Here is a 19,431-nt window from a genome sequence, read left to right on the forward strand (position 1 = left end):
ACGCCGGGGGGTTCGGGTCAGCGGGTCGAGTCCGGCCGCCGGCGCGCACGACGTCCGAGCAGGTGCATCGACTCGCCGCGGGCGAGTCGGACGGCGAGGTCCTCGTAGTCGGTCGCGATGTCGTCCCAACGGAACGCCTCGCGGGCGCGCTCGCGGACGATCCGCCCCATCACAGTCGCGCCGGCGGGGTCGCCCTCGAGGGTCGCGAAGTGTCGGCCGGCCTCGGCGGCATCCGCGAAGAACAGGCCCTGCTCGGCCAGCGTCTCGTGGTTGAAGCCGACGTCGTACGCGAGGACGGCCGTGCCGGCCCCCATCGCCCGCAGGAGCGACGGGTTGGTCCCGCCCACGGAGTGCCCGTGCACGTAGGTGAGCGCGTGGAAGTAGAGCGCGTCGAGCAGGTCCTGGTCGAAGACCCCGCCGAGGAAGTGGATGCGGGGATCGCCGCCTGCGGCGGCACGGATCTGCTGCGTGTACTCGGCGGCGTAGGGCGCGGAGCCGACGACGACGAGGGGCCGGGTCGCGGAGCTCCTGCGGTAGCCCTCGACGATCTCGAGCACGTGGTTCTCGGGTTCGAACCGGGCGACCACGAGGTGGTATCCGCTCGGTGTCAGGCCGAGGGAGCGGATGCCGTCGGCCGGGGCGTCCTCGAGGATCGGGGCGCCGTAGCGGATGAGCTCGGTCGGCACGCCGAACTCGCGGTCGTAGTAGTCGCGGATGCCGGGGGCGTCGGCGATGAGCGCGTCGGCGGTGCGGACGCCGAACTCCTCCGCCCAGCGGTAGTACGCCTTGCCGCGCCGGCCCCACTTCGACCGTTTCCATTCCAGGCCGTCCATGTGCAGGGCGGTCGGGATGCCGCGGGCGCGGAGCGCCGGCAGGAACGGCGAGTTCGCCGCGTTGAAGACGAAGGCGGCATCCGGTCGGCGGCCCAACACGGCGTGCACGGCCGAGAGCCCGGTGTGGCTCAGCGTCTCGAGCTGCTTCACCCGGAGGGCGGGCAGGTGGACGACCTTCATGCCGAGGTACTCGCGGGCGCGGCTCTCGGAGCCCCGCGTGTACACGGTGACGCCGTGTCCGCGCTCGACGAGCCGACGACCGATCTCCTCGACCGCGGTCTCGAAGCCGCCGTACGAGGCCGGGACCCCGCGGGTGCCGATCATCGCGATCTCGAGCGTCCGCGTGGCGCGGGGCCGCTCGTCCTGGGTGAGGCGGACCGGCTCGCTGTCGAGCCGCCGCGGGATTTCGATGACCATCAGTACGCTCCCTCGGTGGTGACCATGACCTTGGCTGTCCGCCACATCAGGACCAGGTCCGTCATGACGGTCCAGTTCTCGACGTAGCGGAGATCGAGCCGGACGCTCTCCTCCCAGGAGAGGTCGCTGCGTCCGCCAACCTGCCAGGGGCCGGTGATGCCCGGCTTGATGTAGAGGCGGCGCGACACGGTGCCGTCGTAGGCGATGACCTCGGACGGCAGCGGCGGCCGCGGACCGACGACGCTCATGTCGCCGCGCAGCACGTTCCAGAACTGCGGCACCTCGTCGAGCGAGAACGACCGCAGGATCCGGCCGACCCGCGTCACCCGTGGGTCGCGCCGGAGCTTGAAGAGGGGCCCCGAGCCCTCGTTGTGGGCGAGGAGCGCCGCGAGCTCGGCCTCGGCATCCACCCGCATCGTGCGGAACTTGAGCATCGCGAACTCGCGTCCGTCGCGCCCGACGCGCGCCTGGCGGAAGAAGACGGGACCGCCGTCGTCGGCCGTGATCGCGATCGCGATCACGAGCGCGATCGGTGCGAACAGGACGAGGGCGGCGAGCGACACGAGGATGTCGAGCGCCCGCTTCACGTAGTAGGCGGCTCCCTCGAAGCTCGGGATCTTGACGTGGATGAGCGGCATCCCCTCGACGGGCCGCAGCGACATGCGCGGCCCGGCGACGTCGGTGAGGCGGCTCGAGATCACGAGCTCAGCGGCGGTGCCCTCCAGCGCCCACGCGAGCCGCTTCACGTACGCCGGGTCGCCGGCGGGCTGGCTCGCGACCACGATCGTGTCGCTCTCGTGGATCGCAGCGGCACGCAGGACGGCGTCGTCGCCGCGCGTGACCGGGTACACGACGTCGTCGACGGTGAGCGAGTCCCGGTCGTCGTCGAGCAGGGCCACACCGACGACGAGGTATCCCAGCTGGCCGGCCGGTCCGAGCGACCGGATCGCGTACTCCACGTCATCCCGCGAGCCGACGACGACCGTGCGCGAGGCGTACCGGCCCTCGGCGCGCTGGGCGATGAGCCATCGCCGCCATGCCCACCGCGAGGCGAGGAGCGCCAGGGTGCCGAGCGGCAGCGCGGTGAACAGCTGCGCACGGATGCCGTGCCACTCGAACACCACGAAGACGATCGCGAGCAGCCCGAACGCGAGCCCGGTCGCGTGGGCGACGCGCGCGTACTCCGTGGGTCCGGTCCCGACGACCGACGTCGACCGGGTGTTGAAGAGGCCGAGCGAGATGAGCCAGATCATCGCGGTCGCGACGGCGATGAGGACCCGGCTGCGGACGGCGATGTCGCCGGGCGCAGCGGCCGTGACCGAGACGATGGTCGCGAAGGTGCAGGACACCGCCACGATGACGGCGTCGTTCACGCGGAGCCGCGTACGGAACCGGCGCTCCCACTGCAGGCGGCCGACGAGCGCCGCCGAGGCGCGGGGCGCCTCAGCGGTCGAGGTGCGCGACGCCGTCTTCGGGCCGAGCCCGGGCAGCGTGAGACCCGGCGCGATGCCGTCGACCGCGGTCACCGAGCGTCCCCATATACATCGGTCAGCTGCCGCATCATGCCCCCAAGCAATGTGCGTCACTGCATCCGCCCCCAAGGCGGCTGCATGTTCCCCAAGCGAGCTTCGCGGTCCCCCAAAGACCTCCGCGCGACCCCCCGGCCGCGCGATCCACTCGGAGGCAACTGTAGCGCGCACCGGGCGAGCGTGCGAGTGCGATTCGTAAACTCGGCGTCAGCCGATATTCATCCGCCCCGCCGTCGCCGCCCGCCGCGGCCGGTCACGCGGCGGGGTCAGGCGCCGAACGCCCGCACGAGGGTGAGGAGCAGCGGCCCGACCCGGCCGTCCATGCGGAACCGCGCGAACCCCTCCGACACAGCCCGTCCGGTGCGTGAGGTGACGAACCACGGCGGTTTCGGCAGGACCGAGAACCGGCCGCGTCCGAGCGAGCGCGGGAAGGGCCGGAACGGTCCGCGGACGACCGTCCGCTCGACCCCGTCCAGCAGTAGCGCGTTGTGCACGACGCCGATCCCGCTGGGCGCGTCGTCGATCGTGCCGCCCGGGTACGCGCCCCAGGTAGCGGTCGGGGTCATGAACCCGAACGCGGTCCACGCGTTCACGACCACGGTGCCGTAGCGCAGGCGCGCGAGGGCGTCCTGGAAGCTGGCGCCGAGATCCCGCAGGGTCGCCGGGTCGACGAGGACATTGGCGCCGAGGGTGCCGGTGAGCCGGTCGTTCGCGTGGGCGACCGCCGCGTCGAGGAACGCGGCCCCGGTGCCCGGGAGGTCGATGACGCCGAGCACGGGCGCGAAGTACTCCGTCGTCTCGATCTCGCCGCCGCCCGCCGCGATGGCGCGGGTGTCGCCGGCGAACCACGCGGCATCCGGGTACACGTCCCTCACGCGCTGCAGTCGGTCGGCGGCGTTCGGGTACCAGACGGGACGCTGCGGCGTCCGCCCGAAGGCCCGGTGCAGCTCGCGCACGAACTCCTCCCGCTGGTCCCAGTCGCGGCTGAGCAGCACGACCTGCCCGGCGATGCAGTTGTGCCCGCTGTTGTGCAGCCGCATCGTCGCGACGTGCTCCGCCTGGAAGCGCAGGTCGGCCTTCGACCAGCGCCCCGGCACGACGATGATCGGCGACACCCCGCCGAGCTCGGCGGTGATCGGCACCTGCAGCCGGTCCTCGCCCGTTCCCACGATGGCGCGGAAGGTGGTCTCGGATCCCGTGATGTGGACGTGGTCGATCCCGGGATGCCGCGTGAGGTACGCCCCGACGTCGCCGCCGCCGCTCGCCACGGCGACGAGGCCCGCGCGGATCAGCGGTGCGAACGCCCGCTCGAACACGGGCACCAGCGCGTCCTGCGTGGGGTTCACCTTCAGGAGCGCGACGCGCCCCTCGGCCAGCAGCTCGTACAGCACGTCGAGGAACGGGATCGAGGTGACGTTCCCGGCCCCGAGGACGAGACCGACGCCGCCGGCGCGGTGCGGATGCCGCGACGCGAGGCCCGCGGCATCCCTCGCCTCGTGCGGGGTGATGCCGGGCTGCAGCCACACCTCGGTGGTGTACCCCGACAGCAGCAGGCGGTCCGAGGCGCGCAGGGGCGAGGAGTGCACGACGGTGCGTCCGCCGGGGCCGGTGCCGAGACGGACGCCGGCGAGCGGGCTGCGACCGCGCGCGAGGGCGTCGAGGCTGGCGGCGTACGCGTCGAGCGCGACGAGCGCCGCGTAGGGACCGGCGAGCCACTCCTCACCGGCGAGCGGATGCCGCGGGTCGAGGCCCTTGCTCGCGGCGGCGATGCGCGCCCACTCCTCCGCGACCGCACCGACGGCCGCGCGGACCTCGCGGAGCAGGTCGCGCCGGACGGCGGCGGGGAGCGCGCGCCAGTCCGCGGAGCCGGTGCGCAGGCGCGCGAGCGCCGCGTCGAGGGCGGCGCGGGTGTCGGCGTCGAGGGGGCGGTCCCGGGGCGCGGCCGGTGACGTCGTCGTCATCGTCGCGGCGCGGGTGGGCTCAGATGAGCGAGAGTTCGCGGAGCTTCGCGGCGACGTCGTCGTTGCTCGGCTCGACGTGGTGCGTCGCGTCGGGGTAGACCACGACGGGGATGTTGGTGCGACCGGAGATCTCGCGGGCCACATCGGCGGCGTCGGGCTCGGCTTCGAGGTCGATGTAGCGGTAGTCGACTCCGAGGCTGTCGAGCTGCGCCTTCGTACGGCGGCAGTCGCGGCACCAGTCGGCGCCGAACATCGTGATCTGAGCGGACGTGTCGGTCATCACTCCAGCGTACGCCCGCCCACCGCCGTGGGCGCGGCGTCGGGTTGCGCCGCGCGGCGCCCGGATCTGCGGGGGGCGTAGACGACGAGGGCGTGGAAGACGAAGCGCAGCACGAAGGCGGCGACGAGGGTGAGGGCCGCGGCGAGGACCGCCGGGATGTGCGCTCCCTCGACGAGGATCGACAGCACCGGGATGCGGACGATCGCCTCGAGCCCGTTGAAGCTGAACGACTTCAGGAACCGGGTGAGCATGCGCCCGGATTCGGAGCGCATGTCGGCGAAGACGAGGTACTCGAGCAGCAGGAAGTTCGTGATGATCGTCACGACGCTCGCCACGACGGCGGCGGGGACGTAGTCCATCCCGAGGCGGATGAGGCCCCACATGATCACGAGGTTCGCGATGGCCCCGAACCCGCCGACGAGCGCGAACGCCGACATCCGGCCGAAGCGCAGCATCGCGAGCTGAGTGAGGAAGCGGACGCCCTGCGTGAACGTCGCCTTCGAGGTGCCGGCGTGGCGCTGCGCGAAGTCGAAGGGCACCTCGTCGACGCGCAGCTGACGACGGGCGAGCACCTCGAGCAGGATCTTGAAGCCGCGCGGGCGCAGGGCGTCGACGTCGACGGCGTGCGTGTCGAGCAGGAAGAACCCCGTCATCGGGTCGGTGCAGTTCGCGAGCTTGCGCGGGAACATCGCCTTCGTCAGCGCGGTCGAGGCGCGCGAGACGGCGGTGCGGGTCGCGTCGGCGAGTCCCTTCGAGGTGCCGCCCGACGCGTACCGCGAAGCGACGACGACGTCCACGTCGCCGCGTTCGGCGCGCTCGATGAGGCGGGGGATGTCCTCGGGGGGATGCTGCAGGTCGCCGTCCATGACGAGGCACCAGCGGGAGCTTGCCGCCTGGAACCCGGCGACGACGGCGCCGCCGAGGCCCGCGACCGGCTGCTCGCGGTGGATCAGGCGGACGGGGAAGGGCGACGTGCGCGCCGCTGCCGCGATGATGTCGGCCGTGTCGTCGGTCGAGTCGTCGACGAAGACGACCTCGAAGACACGGTCGTCGAGCGTGTCACCGATGCGCCGCAGCAGCTCGACGACGTTCGGACCCTCGTTGAAGGTCGGAACGATGATCGACAGATCCATGGCGGGGCTCGGGATGCTCGGCGGGCACGGGACGTCTCAGCCTAATGGCGCCTGCCCGGGCGGGACTGAGGATGTCCCCGGCGAACCTCCTGTGAGGGCTGGGGGCGGGTGCCTTCCCGCCGAGGGGCACGCCCGATAGCCTGGCCGCATCCGGCGAGGGGAGTGCGCGATGAGCACGCAGGGATCAGCTCGGACGGTGGTGGGCGGCATCCGCGGTGCCCTCCTGATCGGCGGGTTGCTGGCGGTCGTGGTCGGCATCGTGATGCTCGTCTGGCCGGACAAGACGGCGATGGTCGTCGCCGGGATCATCGCGGCGTGGGCAGTTGTCGCCGGTATCGTGAACGTCGCCATCGGGCTGCTGTCGCGCACGGCGGGCTCGTGGGCGCGCGTGGGCCACATCGCCCTGGGCCTGATCTTCGTGATCGGCGGTGTCGTCGCCTTCTCGAACCTCGGCCTTGCAGCCGAGACGCTCGCGGCGTTCCTGGGGGCGTTGGTCGGGATCCTGTGGATCGTCGAGGGCGTCGTCGCGCTGACGACCCTCCGCGGCACCCGGTCGCGCGGCTGGACGATCGCGTTCGCGGTGCTCAGCCTCGTCGCGGGGGTGGCCATCCTCTTCGCGCCCGTCTGGGGCGCGCTCGTGCTCTGGCTGTGGATGGGCGTCTCGCTCATCCTGCTCGGCGTCATCCAGATCGTCCGGGCCTCGCGGCTGCGCACGATCTGACCCCTCTGCTAGACAGGGGGGATGATCTGGGGGGATGCCGCTGACACCCGAGCGCGCCGGGTGTGGAGCGGTCTCGTCCTCACCGTCGCGGCGCTGGTCCTGACGACGGGGTGCGTCGCGACCGCGACGGAGGCTCGGAGTGTCGCGGAGGCGGCGATCGAGCCGACCCCCGAGGCGAGCCCCGTCCCGACCCCGGTGTCGACCCCCGTGGTGATCCCGTCCGACGGGCCGATCATCGTCGGCGAGCAGACCGTGTCGGGCGTCGGCCCTCGGACCGAGGAGCGGGTGCCGCTGGCCGTGCCCGCGGCCGCGCGTTCCGTACTCGTCGACCTCTCCTGCGACGCCCCGTCGCACTTCATCGCCGAGCTGGGCGACGCGACGATGCTCGGCCAGGCGCCGCTGTCGGGCGAGTGCGACGGCTCCCGCACCCTGGCCTGGCCCTGGACGTACGGATCGTCGGGGATGCTGTGGCTGTCGATCGGGCCGGAGGTCGGGTGGACCCTCTCCGTCACCTACTCGTCCGAGCCGTTCGTGCAGGATGCCGACCTGGTCGAGGAGTGCGAGGCGTACTCGCAGGTGTACAGCCAGGTGTCGAACGCCGACGACGGCTACGGCTTCTATGCGGCGTTCGGGGCCGACGAATGGAACACGCGGATGGATGCCGCGGCACGGGCGGCGGCCGCGCTCGCCGCCGCGTCGGACACGCAGCTCGCCGACGGCTTCGCCGCCATGCACCGCGTGCTCGCAGACCGCTCGCCGATCCCGGGTGGGATGACGGAGGTGCAGGAGTTCTGGGAGGTGCACCGGCCGATCGCGGAGACCTGCGCGTGGAACCACAGCGAGATCGCGGTCTACGCCGAGTTCGGCGGCTGACCTCTCAGCTCACGTGGTCGCGCCAGGAGTGCTGCGGCCGGTAGCCGAGCAGGCGCTGCGCCTTCGCGGTCGAGAACAGCGAATCGTGCGTGCCGAGGTCGCCGCGCGTCTCGGCATCCGGGAACACCTCGGCGACCAGCTCGTCGTTCGGGCGGCTCATGACGGTGTCGGCGGCGGCGATGAGGAAGTGGTCGAACCCGGCGGGCGCGACCTCGAGGGCCCGCGCGACCGCCTGCGCACCGTCGCGCGCGTCGATGTAGCTCCACAGGTTCCACTTGCGGCCGCGGGCGTCGGCGTCGAAGGACGGGAACTCCGCGTAGTCCTCCGGCACCATGACGTTCGAGAACCGCAGGGCGGTGATGGATGCCGCCGGGTACCAGCGCGTCAGCTGGATCGCCATCTGCTCCTCGAGGTGCTTCACGAGCGAGTACACCGACTCGGGGCGCGCGGGGTAGTCCTCGTCGACCGGGATGTAGGGCGGCGGGACGTCGAACGGCAGCCCCTGCACGGTCTCGCTCGAGGCGTAGACGATCTTCGTGATGCCGATCCGCAGCGCCGCCCAGAACACGTTGAACGTGCTCGCGATGTTGTTGTGGAAGGTCGCGACGTCCGAGCGGATGCCGGGGGCCGGGATCGCCGCGAGGTGCACGAGCGCGTCGACGCCGTCGTGCTGGTCGCCGACCCCGGTCAGCGCGTCGACGACCTGGCCGTAGTCGGTCAGGTCGACCTGGACGAAGCCGGGTCCGCGCCGGCCGTGGACGTCGAGGCCGATGACCTCGTGACCGGCGGCCCGGAGTTCGCGGACGACGACCGTGCCGAGCTTGCCGGAGGACCCTGTGACGGCGATGCGCATCCCGCCAGCATGACACGCGCTCAGGGCACGGGGGCCGTCACCACCCGTGGGTGTTCAGCCACTCCCGGCGGTGGGCGCTCTCGGCATCCGTCTCGTGCGGATCCGACGTCTCGTGCGGGGTGAGCCTGCCGTCCCCGAGGGGGACGAAGCGATGGCAGACGGGGCAGAGCGCGCGGCCGTGGGGCCAGCCGTCCGCGAGCGCTGCGGCGGGCTCGCCGGGTTCACCGGAGCCGGGGCATCCGGCGGGGTCGGCCGCGGCATCCGTCCACATGATCGTGCGGTGCCGGTGCAGGCCGGGGTGGTCGAGCGGCCGCGTGCACCGACGCCCGGCGTTGCGGCTGCGGCAGAAGCGGATGACGCCGGTCATCAGTTGATGATCTCGCCGCCGGCGAGCTCGGCCGCGCAGCCCGCGCCGTCGCGCTGCGCCGTGCCGTGGAAGAAGGGTCCCGTCTCGTCCGCTGCGCTCACCGCGCCAGGCTAGCGCGCAGGCTCACGCGTCGGTTCGGGGCATCGGCGCGAGGCGCGTGAGCTGCGTCACGTGGCGGGGCTCGAGCTCGGCGATCGAGGCGACGCCGAGCAGCTTCATCGTGCGCTCGATCTCGCTGCGGAGGATCTCGATCGTCTTGTCGACGCCCGCACGCCCGCCGGCCATGAGGCCGTAGAGGTACGCGCGGCCGATGAGCGTGAACTTCGCGCCGAGCGCCATCGCGGCGACGATGTCGGCGCCGTTCATGATGCCGGTGTCGACCATGATCGTCGCGTCCTTGCCGACCTCGCGCACCACGGTGGGCAGCAGGTGGAAGGGGATCGGAGCCCGATCGAGCTGACGCCCGCCGTGGTTCGACAGGATGATGCCGTCGACGCCGTGGTCGATGAGGCGCTTCGAATCCTCGACGTTCTGCACGCCCTTGATGACGATCTTCCCGGGCCAGATCCCGCGGATGACCTTCAGATCTTCGTAGCTGATCGTCGGGTCCATCGCGGCGTTGAGCAGGTCGCCGACCGTGCCGCCCGTCGCCGAGAGCGACGCGAACTCCAGCTTGGGGGTCGTGAGGAAGTCGATCCACCACCACGGCCGGGGGATCGCGTTGACGATCGTGCCGAGGGTGAGCTGCGGCGGGATCGAGAAGCCGTTGCGCTTGTCGCGCAGGCGCGCGCCGGCGACGGGGGTGTCGACGGTGAACTGCAGCGTGTCGAACCCGGCCTCGGCAGCGCGCTTCGCGAGCCCGTACGAGATCTCGCGATCGCGCATGACGTACAGCTGGAACCAGTTGCGCCCGTTCGGGTTCGCGGCCTTCACGCCCTCGATCGAGGTGGTCCCGAGGGTCGAGAGGGTGAACGGGATGCCGGCGGCCCCCGCCGCTCCCGCGCCCGCGACCTCGCCCTCGGTCTGCATGAGACGGGTGAAGCCGGTCGGGGCGATGCCGAACGGCAGCGCGGACGGTCCGCCGAGGATCTCGACGGAGGTGTCGACGTTCTCCGCCGGGCGCAGCACGTCGGGGTGGAACTCGACGTCCTCGAACGCCTGACGGGCGCGGGCGAGCGAGGTCTCGCCCTCGGCGGCGCCGTCGGTGTAGTCGAACGCGGCCTTCGGGGTGCGGCGCTTCGCGATCTTCCGCAGGTCGGCGATCGTGTACGCGGCATCCAGTCGGCGTTTCGTGCCGTTGAGCTCGGGCTTCTTGAACTGCATGAGCTCGAGCAGCTCGACGGGCTTCGGGAATTGACGCTGCACCATGGGGACCATCTTCCTCTGGAGTGATTCGACCGCGGGCCGTGTTTAACGCAGGAAGGCGGCGGCGACGCCGGAGTCCACGGGGATGTGCAGGCCGGTGGTGCGCGAGAGTTCGGGGCCGGTGAGGACGTAGACCGCGTCGGCGACGTTCTCGGGCACGACCTCGCGCTTCCGCCGAGGAGGATCGCGTCGATGCCGGGCCGGGCCTGGGCGGTGCGGAGGTTGTCGTACGAGTTGGTCACGACGAGGAGTTCGTGGCTGTCGTCGAGGGTGGCGAGGAGCGCCCCGACGGTGGACGAGGCATCCATCGCCGCAGCGCCGCGGTGGGGGAGCAGGTCGTGCGCCTTTCGGGCGATCTCGGCCTTGGCGCCGCCGCGGGCGGCGATGCGTTCGCTGAAGCCCTGCGGCACGATCGCCGCGACGGCGCCGCCGCGCACGCGTCGCGCGAGCCCGTCGCGGACGAGGTCGTCGAGGTCGCGGCGCACCGTCATGACCGAGACGCCGAGCGCGTCGGCGGCGGGTTCGAGGCGGATGCTGCCGGACTCGGCCAGCATCTCGACGAGGCGTGACCGCCGTTGGGCGCTGAGGAGGGGCGGCATGCGATCAGGGTAGCCGGGCCGCCCCGGTGGGCTGCGGCGTGCTTAGGCTCCATACGTGAGCGAGCGCCCGGCGGTGATGTGCCCCACCTGCGGCGATCCGCTGCGCTTCGAGATCCTCGGCGACGAGCGCTTCACCGTCGCCTGGTCATGTCTGGACTGCGGGCTCGTGCGGGTGACCGAGCCGCGGTGAGGGTCAGCGCAGTGACACCGACGTGTCAGGATGCGCGGGCATGAGCAACGACGAGCCCGGCTGGACGATCCGCATTCCGGGCTCCGAAGGTCAGCGCTTCACCGAGAGGCAACAGGCACTTCTGGATCGACTCGGCGCGAGCTGGCAAACTCCCGAGGGGAGCCGCTCGATGCGTCCGAGCTGGAGATGAGGGTGTCGGCGATCATCTCGAACTCGCTGCGTCCGGGCTCAAGTCCGACCAGATCGCGGACAACAGTCGTCTCCGCCCGGCGGTCGTACGGGCTCTGGTTGCGGGCGGTGAATCTCCTGGCTCCGGCTGACAAATGTCACGCGAACCGGTGACAGCTCGGCACTGCCGCGATGGTCACCGGCGGCGTGGGATGGATGCATGCCTTTTCGCACATCCATGGTCCCCGTAGCCTCGTCCGCTCTGCCGTTCTGGCGCCGGCCGGGCCACCTCATCCGGACGAACGCGCGCGCCTACGTGCTCCTCAACGTCGCCGCATACGGCCTCGTCCTCGTCGGTTTCGCGCTCGGGCTGCTCTTCCCCGAGCTGAACACCGCCCGCGCGGACGCGCTCGAATCCGACGGCACGGCCGACCTGGTGAGGTCGGTGGTCTCCTCGGCTCCCCTCTTCGCCCTGCTGATCTTCGCGGTGAACCTGTTCCGCCTCAGCCTCGCCACCATCGTGCTGCCATCGCTGCTGGTCCCCTTCGCGGGTCTCGCGCTGTTCGGGTGGTGGGCGGTGGAGACGGGGGTCACGCTCGTGCAGACCACGGCCGTCGGCTGGGTCGCGCTCATCCCTCACGCGCTCACCGTCCTGATCGAACTGCAGGCCTACGTCCTCTTCCTGCTCGGCGCGTGGATCCTGGGCCGCAGCTGGCTGCGTCCGCGCAGTGTCGGGGTGCAGCGGCACCGGGACGGGTATGTCCGGGGACTCAAGAGCATCGGCCTCTTGGCAGTGCCGGCGCTGATCCTCCTGGTCGTCGGAGCGATCTGGGAGGCGTACTCCCTGCTGTACCTGGTCAGTCCGCTCAGTCAGTGGCTGCTCGGTGGTGCTGCCTGATGTTGACCTGGCGGCAGCGCATGGCCGAACGGCGGGTCCGCGCGGGGGACGGCCGTCCCCTCGATCCCTACCGGTGGTGGCAGGCGCTCGGCAGGTCGACGTTCGCCATCACGCTCCCCGGTGCGAACGGATCCACGTCCGTCTTCACGGTCGACGTTCGCCAGTGGGGGGACCGGGATGACGGCGAGGTGCGGGCGCGGCTCTACCGAGACGGCGCGCTGGATGCCGTCTCCCGGCTGCCGGCATGATTCGCCGTCCCCGGCGGCCACATCGAGGTCGCCGCGAACTCCTTCGGGCTCCGACGATGCCATTTCGTCTCGACGGAGGGAGTGGAACGACAGTTGACGCCGCACCCGCGGTCCGCAGAAGGACGGCGCGCGGCGCTGCACCGGCGGCATCCGCTTCTCAGCCGTGTGATCGGCGTCGTCGCATCGGTCCTCGTCGTCGCCGGAGTCGGCATCGCTGTGCCGCAGCTGATCGAGACGATCTCGCACATCGAACTGTTCGCGCAGCACCTCGGCACCTTCACGTCGCCCATCCGGCTCTCCGCGGAGGCGAACATCGCCGTGACGCTCGTTCTGGCAGCGGCAAGCACCGAACGGGCACTGCGGCTGAGGTCGAACTGGCTCGACGAACTGGCCGGGTGACGCGGACCGACGCCAGGGAAAAGCAAAACCCCCGCCATGTAGAAGCTAGGCGAGGGTTTCTGGGACCGTTGTAACGACGGTCCGTGTGGCTCCGACGGGCGTCGATCCCGTGACCTCACGATTTTCAGTCGTGCGCTCTACCAACTGAGCTACAGAGCCGCATGGCTGCAGAAGAGCCATGTCCTAGACGAAGAGCCCTCTGAAAACAAAGGGCTCGTCGCTCGGAGCGACCCTGACGGGACTTGAACCCGCGACCTCCGCCGTGACAGGGCGGCACGCTAACCAACTGCGCTACAGGGCCATGCTTATTAAATTGTGGGAGTGACCCCAACGGGATTCGAACCCGTGCTACCGCCGTGAAAGGGCGGCGTCCTAGGCCGCTAAACGATGGGGCCGAGCGAACCCGGGGGCTCACGCTTACCGAGGGTCAAGCATATGCGATCCCCGACGAATGTGCGAATCGAGGGCGCGCCGACTTCTCCCGGGTCGCGAACCGAGGCGCGATGGCGATGCCCGTCCGCACTTTTCCTGTGACGGATGTGAACAGTGTTGCTACTGTGATGGGCGGATCAGCACGCCATCTGGCCGAGGGAAGGGTGTGTGCAGTGACCGATCTTTCCGAGGCGTCGGACGTCGATTGCGGCTGCGCGCCCACCGCCGAAGAGGCACGGGGCTTCTCGCGCATCAGCCGACGCAACGCCCTGGGACTCGGCATCCTCGGTGTGGCCGCGGCATCCACCGGTCTGGGCTTCGCCCTTCCCGCCTTCGCCGCCACCTCGTACCCGAGCTGGGACGACGTCGAGAAGGCCCGCAACAACGAAGCCGCCAAGGGCTCTGAGATCACCCGCATCCAGAACCTCATCTCCTCCCTCGAGAACGACGTCGCCGCCAAGCAGGCCGAAGCCGAGCGCCTCGGCGTCGAGTACCAGGACGCCCTCATCGCGTTCGAGGACGCCGCCGCCCGTGCCGACGCGCTGCAGGCCAAGGCTGACGCCGAAGAGGCCCGCGCCAAGGAGTCCGCCGCGAAGCTCGGCGTCCTCGCCGCGCAGCAGTACCGCTCCGGCAAGGGTGACGCGACCCTCGAGCTCTTCTTCTCCGACTCGTCCGCCAGCGCCGACGACCTGCTCGGACGCCTCGGCACCATGGACCGCCTCGTCGACGCCAACCGCGACGTCTACGCCGAGGCCGTCGGGGCCCGCGACAGCGCGAAGAGCCTCGCCGCCCAGGCCCAGGTCGCACGCGACGAGCGCGACAAGCGCAAGGTCGAAGCCGAGCAGAAGATGCAGGCCGCGCAGGATGCCGCGCAAGCCGCGCAGGCCGCCCTCGCCGCGCAGAACGAACACCGCGAAGTCCTCGAAGCGCAGCTCGACGCCCTCCGCGACACCACGGCCAAGACCGTGGCCGGGTACAAGGCCGGCGTCGAAGCCGCCCGCAAGGCGCGCGAAGAGGCCGCCCGCAAGGCGCGTGAAGAGGCCGCCCGCAAGGCTCGCGAAGAGGAAGCCCGCCGCATCGCGGAAGAGAAGCGCCGCCGGGAAGAAGCAGCGGCCGCCGCGGCCAACAAGCCCAAGCCGAGCACGGGTGGATCCTCCGGCGGCGGCTCGTCCGGCGGCGGAAGCAGTAGCGGTGGCAGTGGCGGAGTCGTCCAGTCATCGGGATGGGTGCGTCCCGCCCACGGCTGGATCAGCTCCTGGTTCGGCACGCGCGGCAGCATCTGCGGTTCCGGTGGCTGCACGGCCAGCGGCCACCGCGGCATCGACTTCGCCAGCTCCTGCGGCTCGCCGATCTACGCCGCGGCATCCGGCACCGTGGTCTTCGCCGGTTACAGCGGAGCCTGGGGCAACTACATCCAGGTCCGCCACAGCGACGGCACCGTCACCGGGTACGCGCACATCATCAACGGCGGCTACAACGTCGGCTACGGCGACCGCGTCCGCGCCGGTCAGACGATCGCCTACATCGGCAGCACCGGCGCCTCCACCGGCTGCCACGTGCACTTCGAGGTCTACCGCGGCGGCGTCCGCATCGACCCGGCGCCCTTCCTGCGCGCTCGCGGCATCAGCGTCTGACGCCGCGCGCCCGGAAACGAAGAGGGTCGGATGCCGCGCGGCATCCGACCCTCTTCGTTTCACGTCAGAGCGTGTTCGGCGACTCGCCCTCACCCTGCGTGCGGGTCTCGCCCTCGTGCTGCTCGAAGCGCTCGAACGCCTCGCCGACCAGGCGCTCGGCCTCGGCGGCGTTCGCCCACGCGTCGACCTTGACCCACTTGCCCGGCTCGAGGTCCTTGTAGCGCTCGAAGAAGTGGCCGATCTCGCCCTTGGTCCACTCGTCGATGTCGTCGACGTCCTGGATGTGAGCCCAGCGCGGATCCTTCGCCAGGACCGCGACGACCTTGTCGTCGCCGCCGGCCTCGTCGCTCATCTTCAGGACGGCGACCGGGCGGACCTTGGCCAGCACGCCCGGGTAGATCTCGCGGTCGAGCAGGACCAGCACGTCGAGCGGGTCGCCGTCCTCGCCGAGCGTGTTCTCGAAGAAGCCGTAGTTCGCGGGGTACCCCATCGGGGTGAACAGAACGCGGTCGAGGAAGACGCGGCCCGTGCCGTGGTCGACCTCGTACTTCACGCGGCTGCCGCGCGGGATCTCGATGACGGCGTCGTACGCGCCCATGCCTGTGCTCCTTTGAATGTCCGGTGGGATGCGCCGACCAGCCTACTGGCGCCGCTGCGTGTGCCGAACTCCGGAAAAACGCCGCGAACAGCCGTCTTCGGCCCCTGTTGCCGCCGTTTCACCTGCATTCGGCACGCCGCCGCGCACCGTTTCCAGTCCCCGCGGTCATGGCGGGCGACCAGCGGCTGCGGAATCACGCGCGAGCCCCGACAGGCCTCGGCGCCGCAGACTGAGTACGGGACACCGGCCGGATAGCGTGGAGCCGTGCCGTCCCTGAACCCCGCCGTCGCCGAGGTCCGTCGCGCCGTCCGCGCTGCCCTGACCGGGCTTCCGGAGGGCGCCGTCGTCATCGTCGGGCTGTCGGGCGGCGCCGATTCGCTGGCTCTGGCCGCGGCCGTCGCGTTCGAGGCGCCCAAGCTCGGACTGCGGGCCGCCTCGGTCACCGTCGACCACGGTCTGCAGGCCGACTCGGCCGAGGTCGCCGCCCGCGCCGCGCGCGCGGCCGCACGCCTCGACCTCGACCCGCTCGTGGTGCGCGTCGAGGTCGGTGCCGACGGCGGACCCGAGGCCGCCGCACGTGATGCGCGGTACCGCGTGCTCCGGGATGCCGCGCGCGACGCGCGCGCCGCTGCGGTTCTCGTCGCCCACAGCCTCGACGACCAGGCCGAGACCGTCCTCCTGGGGCTCGCGCGCGGATCGGGGGCGGGCAGCCTGCAGGGGATGGCGGCGGCATCCGATCTCGACGGCGTGCCGCTGCTGCGGCCCCTGCTCGACGTCCGCCGCGCGACGATGCGGGCCGCCTGCGCCGCGCAGGGCCTCGAGCCCTGGGACGACCCCCACAACGAAGACGCGCGCTTCACCCGTGTGCGCGTCCGCGAGCGGGTGCTGCCCGTGCTCGAGGCTGAGCTCGGCCCGGGTATCGCCGAGGCGCTCGCCAGGACAGCCGCGCAGCTGCGGGAGGACGCCGACGCCTTCGACGAGATGATCGACGAGACCATCGAGGACATCGTCGAGCACGCCGAGGCCGGCATCGCCGTCTCGGTCGCCGCGCTCGCCGCCAACCCGCCGGCGCTGCGCCACCGCATCATCCGGCACGTCGTCGCGAGCGAATTCCACGCCTCGCTGACGCGCACGCAGACCCTCGAGGTGGCGCGGCTGGTGACGGACTGGGCGGGGCAGGGTCCGATCGACCTGCCCGGATGCCGCGCCCGCCGCATCGGCGCGATGATCGAGTTCACGGGAGCCGAGGTCGGGACGGGCGCCCGATTCCCGGCATCCGATCGCGAACTTTAGACTTCTGCAATGCGCGCAGCCGAGATCGCCGACCAGCTCACCGATGTCCTCGTCACCGAGGAGGCGATCCAGGCCAAACTCGAACAGCTCGCGCGGCAGGTGGAGGCCGACTACGAAGGCAAGGATCTGCTGCTCGTGGGCGTGCTCAAGGGCGCGGTCATGGTCATGGCCGACTTCGCGCGCTCGCTCAAGCGCCCGATCGAGATGGACTGGATGGCGGTCTCGTCGTACGGCGCCAGCACGAAGTCCAGCGGTGTCGTGCAGATCCGGAAGGACCTCGACACCGACATCTCGGGCAAGCACGTCCTGATCGTCGAGGACATCATCGACTCGGGCCTCACCCTCAGCTGGCTGCTCGAGAACTTCGCGTCGCGCGGCGCGGCGTCCATCGAGGTGCTCGCGCTGCTGCGCAAGCCCGAGGCCGCCAAGGTCGAGATCGACTGCCGCTACGTCGGCTTCGACATCCCCGTGGAGTTCGTCGTCGGTTACGGACTCGACTTCGCGGAGAAGTACCGCAACCTCCGCGACGTGGCGGTCCTCGCACCCCACGTCTACGCCTGATTCCGCGCGGTACGCCGAAAACGAACGCACAGACCCCGCATAGCCCTGCGGGGGTAGCCTGAACGCACCATGAACGTCAAGAAGCTCTCCCGCAACCCGTTCGTCTACGTGGTTCTCATCGGCGTGCTCTTGATCGTCGGGATGACCCTCATCACCAACCTGACGGGTGCCCGCAGCATCACGACGCAGGAGGGCCTGAAGCTCCTCGGCGGCGACACCGTGACGCAGGCGACCCTGACCGACGGTGACCAGCGGGTCGACCTCACCCTCAGCGAGCCGTTCGAGGGCGCGACGAACGTGCAGTTCTACTACGTGGCCGAGCGCGCCGATGCGGTCGTGCAGGCGGTGGACTCGGCCGCTCCGAAGGACGGCTACAACGACGTCGTGCCGCAGACGAGCTGGTTCGGCAGCCTCATCTCGATCCTCCTCCCCATCCTCATCCTCGGTCTGCTCTTCTGGTGGCTACTCTCGAGCGCTCAGGGCGGCGGCAGCAAGGTCATGCAGTTCGGCAAGTCGCGCGCCAAGCTCGTGACGAAGGAGACCCCGACGGTCACCTTCGCCGACGTCGCCGGGTCCGACGAGGCCATCGAGGAGATGCAGGAGATCAAGGACTTCCTGAAGGACCCGGCCAAGTTCCAGGCCGTCGGTGCCCGCATCCCCAAGGGCGTCCTGCTGTACGGCCCTCCCGGAACAGGTAAGACCCTCCTCGCGCGCGCCGTCGCCGGCGAGGCCGGGGTGCCGTTCTACTCCATCTCGGGTTCGGACTTCGTCGAGATGTTCGTGGGCGTCGGTGCGAGCCGCGTCCGCGACCTCTTCAAGGAGGCGAAGGAGAACGCGCCCGCCATCATCTTCATCGACGAGATCGACGCCGTCGGCCGCCACCGCGGCGCCGGCATGGGCGGCGGTCACGACGAGCGCGAGCAGACGCTCAACCAGATGCTCGTCGAGATGGATGGCTTCGACCCGAAGGTGTCGGTGCTCGTCATCGCCGCGACGAACCGTCCCGACATCCTCGACCCGGCTCTGCTGCGTCCGGGCCGTTTCGACCGCCAGATCGGTGTCGACGCCCCCGACCTGAAGGGGCGCCAGAAGATCCTCGAGGTGCACGGTCGCGGCAAGCCGCTGTCGCCCTCGGTCGACCTGTCGGTCGTGGCGCGCAAGACCCCCGGCTTCACGGGTGCCGACCTCGCCAACGTCCTCAACGAGGCAGCCCTGCTGACGGCCCGCTCGAACGCGCAGCTCATCGACATGCGTGCCCTCGACGAGGCCATCGACCGCGTGATCGCCGGTCCGCAGCGCCGCACCCGCGTCATGAAGGACAAGGAGAAGCTCATCACGGCGTACCACGAGGGCGGCCACGCCCTCGCCGCCGCCGCGATGAACAACACCGACCCCGTCACGAAGGTCACGATCCTGCCCCGCGGCAAGGCGCTCGGCTACACGATGGTGCTGCCGCTCGACGACAAGTACTCCGTGACCCGCAACGAGCTGCAGGACCAGCTCACCTACGCGATGGGCGGACGCGTCGCCGAGGAGATCGTCTTCCACGACCCGACCACCGGTGCCTCCAACGACATCGAGAAGGCCACCGGCATCGCCCGGAAGATGGTCACCGAGTACGGCATGACCACCGACGTCGGACCGGTCAAGCTCGGCTCGTCGTCGGGTGAGGTCTTCATGGGCCGCGACATGGGCCACGGCCGCGACTTCAGCGAGCGGATCGCCGAGCGCGTCGACGCCCAGGTGCGCGGACTCATCGAGCAGGCGCACAACGAGGCCTACCAGGTCATCAACGACAACCGCGAGATCCTCGACCGGCTCGCGCTCGCGCTCCTCGAGAAGGAGACCCTCGACCACCTCGAGCTCGCCGAGATCTTCAAGGACGTCAAGAAGCTCCCGCCGCGCCCGCAGTGGCTCTCGAGCAGCGAGCGTCCCGTCTCGACGCTGCCTCCCGTCGAGGTCCCGCGCCGCGCCGAGGCGCCGGTCGCGGCGAACACCGAGGCCGCGCAGCCGGCCGCCGAGACCTCTCCCGCGCGCCACGCGACGGGGCAGGCTCGACCCGCGACGGCCTGAGGCGGC

General features: G+C 70.9%; 20 protein-coding genes, 3 tRNA genes and 1 pseudogene. 11 read left to right on the plus strand and 13 right to left on the minus strand.

Translation table 11 applies throughout. The annotated features are described in order from the left end of the window. Positions 1 to 17: 17 nt before the first annotated feature. The 5 genes from Q9S36_RS10440 to Q9S36_RS10460 form a co-directional block, all read right to left on the minus strand. Positions 18 to 1,250, minus strand: a complete 1,233-nt coding sequence (locus tag Q9S36_RS10440; protein ID WP_311285088.1) for a DUF1972 domain-containing protein — start codon at positions 1,248 to 1,250, stop codon at positions 18 to 20. Continuing rightward, positions 1,250 to 2,776 (minus strand): sugar transferase, encoded by a 1,527-nt coding sequence (locus Q9S36_RS10445; protein ID WP_311285089.1) that lies wholly within the window; start codon positions 2,774 to 2,776, stop codon positions 1,250 to 1,252. Before Q9S36_RS10445 ends, Q9S36_RS10440 begins: the two co-directional genes overlap by 1 nt. A 269-nt stretch (positions 2,777 to 3,045) precedes the next feature. After that, positions 3,046 to 4,740, minus strand: coding sequence for an aldehyde dehydrogenase family protein (locus Q9S36_RS10450; protein ID WP_311285090.1), 1,695 nt, complete (start codon positions 4,738 to 4,740; stop codon positions 3,046 to 3,048). A gap of 19 nt (positions 4,741 to 4,759) precedes the next feature. After that, positions 4,760 to 5,020, minus strand: coding sequence for a glutaredoxin domain-containing protein (locus Q9S36_RS10455; protein ID WP_064003594.1), 261 nt, complete (start codon positions 5,018 to 5,020; stop codon positions 4,760 to 4,762). Then, positions 5,020 to 6,153, minus strand: a complete 1,134-nt coding sequence (locus Q9S36_RS10460; RefSeq protein WP_217529870.1) for a glycosyltransferase — start codon at positions 6,151 to 6,153, stop codon at positions 5,020 to 5,022. Before Q9S36_RS10460 ends, Q9S36_RS10455 begins: the two co-directional genes overlap by 1 nt. Positions 6,154 to 6,322: 169 nt before the next feature. Here Q9S36_RS10460 and Q9S36_RS10465 point away from each other — a divergent pair, with 169 nt between their 5' ends. Both Q9S36_RS10465 and Q9S36_RS10470 read left to right on the plus strand, forming a co-directional pair. Then, a complete protein-coding gene (locus tag Q9S36_RS10465; RefSeq protein WP_253035006.1) occupies positions 6,323 to 6,874 on the plus strand; it encodes an HdeD family acid-resistance protein in 552 nt (183 codons plus the stop codon). Between the two features lie 21 nt (positions 6,875 to 6,895). Further along, positions 6,896 to 7,747, plus strand: coding sequence for a hypothetical protein (locus tag Q9S36_RS10470; protein ID WP_311285091.1), 852 nt, complete (start codon positions 6,896 to 6,898; stop codon positions 7,745 to 7,747). Between the two features lie 4 nt (positions 7,748 to 7,751). Here Q9S36_RS10470 and Q9S36_RS10475 read toward each other — a convergent pair whose 3' ends face one another. The 4 genes and pseudogenes from Q9S36_RS10475 to Q9S36_RS10490 all read right to left on the minus strand — a co-directional run. Beyond that, entirely contained in the window at positions 7,752 to 8,600 is an 849-nt protein-coding gene (locus Q9S36_RS10475; RefSeq protein WP_311285092.1) for an NAD(P)-dependent oxidoreductase, read from the minus strand. A gap of 37 nt (positions 8,601 to 8,637) precedes the next feature. Further along, a complete protein-coding gene (locus Q9S36_RS10480) occupies positions 8,638 to 8,967 on the minus strand; it encodes a hypothetical protein (RefSeq protein ID WP_311285093.1) in 330 nt (109 codons plus the stop codon). 123 nt (positions 8,968 to 9,090) lie between these two features. Next, positions 9,091 to 10,335, minus strand: coding sequence for an alpha-hydroxy acid oxidase (locus Q9S36_RS10485; RefSeq protein ID WP_311285094.1), 1,245 nt, complete (start codon positions 10,333 to 10,335; stop codon positions 9,091 to 9,093). A 215-nt stretch (positions 10,336 to 10,550) separates the two neighbouring features. After that, positions 10,551 to 10,931 (minus strand): annotated as a pseudogene (locus Q9S36_RS10490) (DeoR family transcriptional regulator); the annotation flags it as partial. Between the two features lie 55 nt (positions 10,932 to 10,986). On the opposite strand from Q9S36_RS10490, the gene Q9S36_RS10495 reads away from it, so the two are divergent. From Q9S36_RS10495 to Q9S36_RS10515, 5 genes are all read left to right on the plus strand, one after another. Next, positions 10,987 to 11,121: a hypothetical protein gene (locus tag Q9S36_RS10495; protein ID WP_311285095.1), complete on the plus strand. Its 135-nt coding sequence runs from the start codon at positions 10,987 to 10,989 to the stop codon at positions 11,119 to 11,121. A gap of 40 nt (positions 11,122 to 11,161) precedes the next feature. Next, positions 11,162 to 11,311, plus strand: a complete 150-nt coding sequence (locus tag Q9S36_RS10500; protein WP_311285096.1) for a hypothetical protein — start codon at positions 11,162 to 11,164, stop codon at positions 11,309 to 11,311. A gap of 198 nt (positions 11,312 to 11,509) precedes the next feature. After that, positions 11,510 to 12,187 (plus strand): hypothetical protein, encoded by a 678-nt coding sequence (locus Q9S36_RS10505; RefSeq protein ID WP_311285097.1) that lies wholly within the window; start codon positions 11,510 to 11,512, stop codon positions 12,185 to 12,187. 20 nt (positions 12,188 to 12,207) lie between these two features. Beyond that, complete coding sequence (locus Q9S36_RS10510) at positions 12,208 to 12,435, plus strand: hypothetical protein (protein ID WP_311285098.1); 228 nt, start codon at positions 12,208 to 12,210, stop codon at positions 12,433 to 12,435. A gap of 81 nt (positions 12,436 to 12,516) precedes the next feature. After that, on the plus strand, positions 12,517 to 12,834 hold the full coding sequence (locus tag Q9S36_RS10515) for a hypothetical protein (protein ID WP_311285099.1): 318 nt from the start codon (positions 12,517 to 12,519) through the stop codon (positions 12,832 to 12,834). A gap of 86 nt (positions 12,835 to 12,920) precedes the next feature. On the opposite strand, the gene Q9S36_RS10520 is transcribed toward Q9S36_RS10515, so the two are convergent. The 3 genes from Q9S36_RS10520 to Q9S36_RS10530 form a co-directional block, all read right to left on the minus strand. Then, positions 12,921 to 12,993 (minus strand) — tRNA-Phe (locus Q9S36_RS10520). 68 nt (positions 12,994 to 13,061) lie between these two features. After that, positions 13,062 to 13,135 (minus strand) — tRNA-Asp (locus Q9S36_RS10525). A gap of 21 nt (positions 13,136 to 13,156) precedes the next feature. Next, positions 13,157 to 13,229, minus strand: a tRNA-Glu gene (locus Q9S36_RS10530). A 210-nt stretch (positions 13,230 to 13,439) separates the two neighbouring features. On the opposite strand from Q9S36_RS10530, the gene Q9S36_RS10535 reads away from it, so the two are divergent. Next, positions 13,440 to 14,900 (plus strand): M23 family metallopeptidase, encoded by a 1,461-nt coding sequence (locus Q9S36_RS10535; RefSeq protein ID WP_311285100.1) that lies wholly within the window; start codon positions 13,440 to 13,442, stop codon positions 14,898 to 14,900. Positions 14,901 to 14,964: 64 nt separating this feature from the next. On the opposite strand, the gene Q9S36_RS10540 is transcribed toward Q9S36_RS10535, so the two are convergent. Further along, on the minus strand, positions 14,965 to 15,498 hold the full coding sequence (locus tag Q9S36_RS10540; protein ID WP_311285101.1) for an inorganic diphosphatase: 534 nt from the start codon (positions 15,496 to 15,498) through the stop codon (positions 14,965 to 14,967). Between the two features lie 264 nt (positions 15,499 to 15,762). On the opposite strand from Q9S36_RS10540, the gene tilS reads away from it, so the two are divergent. The 3 genes from tilS (at position 15,763) to ftsH (ending at position 19,425) form a co-directional block, all read left to right on the plus strand. Beyond that, the gene (tilS, locus tag Q9S36_RS10545; RefSeq protein WP_311285102.1) at positions 15,763 to 16,791 is read left to right on the plus strand and encodes a tRNA lysidine(34) synthetase TilS; all 1,029 of its coding nucleotides are present in this window, start codon (positions 15,763 to 15,765) and stop codon (positions 16,789 to 16,791) included. A 9-nt stretch (positions 16,792 to 16,800) separates the two neighbouring features. Further along, a complete protein-coding gene (hpt, locus tag Q9S36_RS10550; RefSeq protein ID WP_311285103.1) occupies positions 16,801 to 17,352 on the plus strand; it encodes a hypoxanthine phosphoribosyltransferase in 552 nt (183 codons plus the stop codon). Between the two features lie 69 nt (positions 17,353 to 17,421). Next, entirely contained in the window at positions 17,422 to 19,425 is a 2,004-nt protein-coding gene (gene ftsH / locus Q9S36_RS10555) for an ATP-dependent zinc metalloprotease FtsH (protein ID WP_311285104.1), read from the plus strand. Positions 19,426 to 19,431 lie beyond the last annotated feature (6 nt).

The sequence above is a fragment of the Microbacterium sp. ARD31 genome (assembly GCF_031844425.1).

Coding starts and splice junctions, on each gene's coding strand:
- Q9S36_RS10440 (WP_311285088.1), bottom strand. CDS start 1,250: ATGGTCATCGAAATCCCGCGGCGGCTCGACAGCGAGCCGGTCCGCCTC.
- Q9S36_RS10450 (WP_311285090.1), bottom strand. CDS start 4,740: ATGACGACGACGTCACCGGCCGCGCCCCGGGACCGCCCCCTCGACGCC.
- Q9S36_RS10455 (WP_064003594.1), bottom strand. CDS start 5,020: ATGACCGACACGTCCGCTCAGATCACGATGTTCGGCGCCGACTGGTGC.
- Q9S36_RS10460 (WP_217529870.1), bottom strand. CDS start 6,153: ATGGATCTGTCGATCATCGTTCCGACCTTCAACGAGGGTCCGAACGTC.
- Q9S36_RS10465 (WP_253035006.1), top strand. CDS start 6,323: ATGAGCACGCAGGGATCAGCTCGGACGGTGGTGGGCGGCATCCGCGGT.
- Q9S36_RS10470 (WP_311285091.1), top strand. CDS start 6,896: ATGATCTGGGGGGATGCCGCTGACACCCGAGCGCGCCGGGTGTGGAGC.
- Q9S36_RS10475 (WP_311285092.1), bottom strand. CDS start 8,600: ATGCGCATCGCCGTCACAGGGTCCTCCGGCAAGCTCGGCACGGTCGTC.
- Q9S36_RS10480 (WP_311285093.1), bottom strand. CDS start 8,967: ATGACCGGCGTCATCCGCTTCTGCCGCAGCCGCAACGCCGGGCGTCGG.
- Q9S36_RS10485 (WP_311285094.1), bottom strand. CDS start 10,335: ATGGTGCAGCGTCAATTCCCGAAGCCCGTCGAGCTGCTCGAGCTCATG.
- Q9S36_RS10500 (WP_311285096.1), top strand. CDS start 11,162: ATGAGCAACGACGAGCCCGGCTGGACGATCCGCATTCCGGGCTCCGAA.
- Q9S36_RS10505 (WP_311285097.1), top strand. CDS start 11,510: ATGCCTTTTCGCACATCCATGGTCCCCGTAGCCTCGTCCGCTCTGCCG.
- Q9S36_RS10510 (WP_311285098.1), top strand. CDS start 12,208: ATGGCCGAACGGCGGGTCCGCGCGGGGGACGGCCGTCCCCTCGATCCC.
- Q9S36_RS10540 (WP_311285101.1), bottom strand. CDS start 15,498: ATGGGCGCGTACGACGCCGTCATCGAGATCCCGCGCGGCAGCCGCGTG.
- hpt (WP_311285103.1), top strand. CDS start 16,801: ATGCGCGCAGCCGAGATCGCCGACCAGCTCACCGATGTCCTCGTCACC.
- ftsH (WP_311285104.1), top strand. CDS start 17,422: ATGAACGTCAAGAAGCTCTCCCGCAACCCGTTCGTCTACGTGGTTCTC.